A 3,813-nucleotide genomic window follows, 5' to 3' on the forward strand; every position below is an offset into this window, starting at 1 on the left:
CCGGTCTCGGCCTTCTTGACGTCGTAGTCGGCGGCCTGGATCAGCTTGAGGAGGATGTTCTCGACGTCCTCGCCGACGTAACCGGCCTCGGTCAGCGCCGTGGCGTCCGCGATCGCGAAGGGGACGTTGAGCATCCGGGCCAGCGTCTGGGCCAGGTACGTCTTGCCGCAGCCGGTGGGCCCGATGACGAGGATGTTGGACTTGGCGACCTCGACGGCGTCGTCCTTGTGCTTGCCGTTGGCCGGCTGGAGGCCCGCCTGGACGCGCTTGTAGTGGTTGTACACCGCGACGGCGAGGGACTTCTTGGCCTGCTCCTGGCCGATGACGTACGAGTTGAGGAACTCGAAGATCTCGCGCGGCTTGGGGAGCTCCTCGAGGTTGACCTCGGTGCCCTCGGCCAGCTCCTCCTCGATGATCTCGTTGCACAGCTCGATGCACTCGTCACAGATGTAGACGTTGGGGCCGGCGATGAGCTTCTTGACCTGCTTCTGGCTCTTTCCGCAGAAATTGCACTTGAGCAGGTCCCCACCGTCACCGATACGTGCCACGAGATCTGTCCTCCGCCTCTGCCGGACTGTCCGGCTGTTCAAACCATCTGACGGTACCCCGGCCCGGCCCGACTCGCGGGCCGGACACGAGGTACCGCGTCAAACTGTCCAGTTGGCCGGTGCGCTCAGGCGAGCGCCGGTGCCGCCTTGCGGGACTCGATCACGTTGTCGATCAGGCCGTACTCGACGGCCTGCGCTGCGGTGAGGATCTTGTCGCGCTCGATGTCGCGGCTGACCGTGTCCATGTCCTTGCCGGTGGCCTCGGAGATCATCCGCTCGAGCAGCTCGCGCATGCGCAGGATCTCGTTGGCCTGGATCTCGATGTCCGAGGTCTGGCCGAAGGTGCCCTCGGTGTAGGGCTGGTGGATCAGGATCCGGCTGTTGGGCAGCGCGAGGCGCTTGCCCGCGGCACCCGCACCCAGCAGGATCGCGGCCGCGGAGGCGGCCTGCCCGACGCAGACGGTCTGCACGTCGGGCTTGATGAAGTTCATCGTGTCGTAGATCGCCGTCAGCGCGGTGAATGAGCCACCGGGACTGTTGATGTAGATCTGGATGTCCTGGTCGGGGTTCATCGACTCCAGGCACATCAGCTGGGCGATCACCGCGTTGGCGACGTCGTCGCTGATCGGGGTGCCGAGGTAGATGATGCGGTCCTCGAAGAGCTTGGCGTACGGGTCGATGCGGCGGAAGCCGTACGAGGTGCGCTCTTCCCACTGCGGGATGTAGTAGTTCACGGCCTCAGCCCTTCTGGTTGCGGGCCGGGCGGCCCTCGTCGGCGGCCTCGCGGGCGCTGGTGATCACCTTGTCGACCAGGCCGTACTCGAGGGCCTGCTGGGCGGTGAACCAGCGGTCACGGTCGGCGTCGGCGATGACCTGCTCGACGGGCTGGCCAGTGTGCTCGGAGATCAGGTCGAGCAGCACCTTCTTGATGTGCAGGGACTGCTGCGCCTGGATCTTGATGTCGGAGGCGGAGCCACCCATGCCCGAGGAGGGCTGGTGCATCATGATCCGCGCGTGCGGGAGGGCGTACCGCTTGCCCTTCGTGCCGGCGCAGAGCAGGAACTGACCCATCGACGCGGCCAGGCCCATGCCCACGGTCGCGACGTCGTTGGGGATGTAGTTCATGGTGTCGTAGATCGCCATGCCGGCGTCCACGGAGCCACCGGGGCTGTTGATGTGCAGGAAGATGTCGGCCTCAGGGTCCTCGGCGGACAGCAGCAGCAGCTGGGCGCAGATCGCGTTCGCGTTCTGGTCGCGCACCTCGGAGCCCAGGAACACGATGCGCTCCCGGAGCAGCCGCTGGTAGATGTGGTCGTCGAGCCCGTACATGCCCCCGCCGCCGTTCATCTGGGGCGAGAGTGCTGCGCTGGAGTTCTGGTTCACAACGGCGACAGTAGCCCGAGGAACCGACAGTTCCACGCGATCGGGCCCCCTGTTCGCCCACAGCGCACAGCATCGCCGTCCCGGAGGGTCCGGGGATGCACGAAGCCGCCCGAGCCAGGCTCGGGCGGCTTCGTCAGGTGCGGTGGAGCTCAGGCCTCGTCGGTCTCCTCGACGTCGGCCTCGCCCTCGGCGGCGGGCTCACCGATGGTGCCGTCGGGCAGCAGGTTCTTCAGCTCGACCACGTTGCCGGAGGCGTCCTTGACGGTCGCGGCCTCGACGATGGTCGCCAGCGCCTTGCCGCGCAGGATCTCCTGGACCATCTCGGGGATGTGGTTGTGCTCGAACATGTGGTTCGCGAACTCCTGCGGGTCCTGGCCGGACTGCTGGGCGCGGCGGACCAGGTGCTGGGAGAGCTCGGCCTGGTCGATGCCGAACTCCTCCTTCTTGGCGACCTTGTCGAGCACGAACTGGGCGGCGACGGCGTCACGCACGCGGCGCTCGAGGTCGGCCTCGAACTCCTCCTGCGTCTGGCCCTCGTCCTCGAGGTACTTGTCCATGGTGATGCCCGCGTACATCAGCTGCTCCTCGATGTTCTGGCGGCGGGCGTTGAGCTCGTCGGTCACGATCGACTCGGGCAGCGGGATCTCGAGCTTCTCGAGCAGGACCTCGAGCACGGCGTCGCGGGCGGCGGCGGCCTGCTCGAGGCGCTTGCCACGCACCAGGCGCTCACGCACGTCGGCGGTCAGCTCGTCGACGGTGTCGAACTCGGAGGCCAGCATCGCGAACTCGTCGTCGAGCTCGGGCAGCTGCTGCTCCTGGACGGCGGAGACCGTCACGGTGACCTGCACGGGCTGGCCGACGAGGTCGCCGCCGACGAGCTCGGAGTCGAACGTCTTGGCGTCCTCGGCCTTCATGCCGACCAGGGCCTCGTCGAGACCGTCGATCATGCCGCCGCGGCCGACCTTGTAGGACATGCCGGTCACCTCGCCACCCTCGACGGTCTCGCCGTCCTGGGCAGCCACGAGGTCGATGGTGACGAAGTCGCCGTCGGCGGCCTCGCGCTCGACGGGAACCAGGGTGCCGAAGCGCTCACGCAGAGCCTCGACCTGCTCGGTGACGTCCTCGTCGGTGACCTCGAGGTCCTCGACGGAGGCCTCGAGGCCCTCGTAGTCGGGGAGCTCGAAGTCCGGCTTGACGTCAACCTCGGCGGTGAACTCGAGGAGCTCGTTGTCCTCGAGCTTGGTGACCTCGATCTCGGGCTGCGCGAGCGGCTCGAGATCGTTGTCCTGCAGCGCCTGCATGTACTTGGCGGGCAGCACGTCGTTGATCGCCTCGTCGAGGACCGGTCCGCGACCGACCTGACGGTCGATGACGGCGGCGGGGACCTTGCCGCGGCGGAAGCCGGGGACGTTGATCTGCTGCGCGATCTTCTTGTAGGCCGCGTCGAGGCTCGGCTTGAGCTCCTCGAAGGGCACCTCGACGGTCAGCTTGACCCGGGTCGGGTTCAAGGTCTCGACGGCGCTCTTCACAGGTTGTCTCCTATCGGTACTGATGCATGTCGTGGCCCACGGGTGCGGTGCCGGATCGGGCCACGAGAGTCGGGGGCTCGATCGTGGCCCGCGCGTGCATGAGCCCGGCAGTAGGGCCACGGGTCAGCGTACTGCCCCGGGTCACGGCGCTGAAATCGCCCTCGTACGGACCGGGACGCGATGAGGAACTGGTCGGGGCGACAGGACTCGAACCTGCGGTCTCCTGCTCCCAAAGCAGGCGCGCTAGCCACTACGCTACGCCCCGCCAAGGCGGGTCTGGCCCCGGAACGGACCGGCGCGAGGCAGCCTTGGAGCGGATGACGGGAATCGAACCCGCGTAATCAGTTTGGAAG

Annotated in this window: 4 protein-coding genes and 1 tRNA gene; all 5 read right to left on the reverse strand. The window is 67.3% G+C overall.

Annotated elements, in window-relative coordinates:
- Nucleotides 1-548, reverse strand: a 548-nt coding sequence (locus ACI379_RS02680; protein ID WP_439790517.1) for a ClpX C4-type zinc finger protein, incomplete at its 3' end; no start/stop codon positions are given.
- Nucleotides 549-673: 125 nt separating this feature from the next.
- Complete coding sequence (locus ACI379_RS02685) at nucleotides 674-1,282, reverse strand: ATP-dependent Clp protease proteolytic subunit (RefSeq protein ID WP_439790518.1); 609 nt, start codon at nucleotides 1,280-1,282, stop codon at nucleotides 674-676.
- Between the two features lie 4 nt (nucleotides 1,283-1,286).
- Nucleotides 1,287-1,895: an ATP-dependent Clp protease proteolytic subunit gene (locus ACI379_RS02690; RefSeq protein ID WP_439790520.1), complete on the reverse strand. Its 609-nt coding sequence runs from the start codon at nucleotides 1,893-1,895 to the stop codon at nucleotides 1,287-1,289.
- Between the two features lie 185 nt (nucleotides 1,896-2,080).
- Nucleotides 2,081-3,460: a trigger factor gene (gene tig / locus ACI379_RS02695; RefSeq protein ID WP_439790519.1), complete on the reverse strand. Its 1,380-nt coding sequence runs from the start codon at nucleotides 3,458-3,460 to the stop codon at nucleotides 2,081-2,083.
- A gap of 189 nt (nucleotides 3,461-3,649) precedes the next feature.
- Nucleotides 3,650-3,725, reverse strand: a tRNA-Pro gene (locus ACI379_RS02700).
- Nucleotides 3,726-3,813 lie beyond the last annotated feature (88 nt).

The organism is Nocardioides sp. (genome assembly GCF_051876515.1).
Lineage (GTDB): Bacteria > Actinomycetota > Actinomycetes > Propionibacteriales > Nocardioidaceae > Nocardioides.

Excerpts from the sequence above, each read along its gene's own strand:
- ACI379_RS02690 (WP_439790520.1), bottom strand. The coding sequence starts at position 1,895 with ATGAACGGCGGCGGGGGCATGTACGGGCTCGACGACCACATCTACCAG.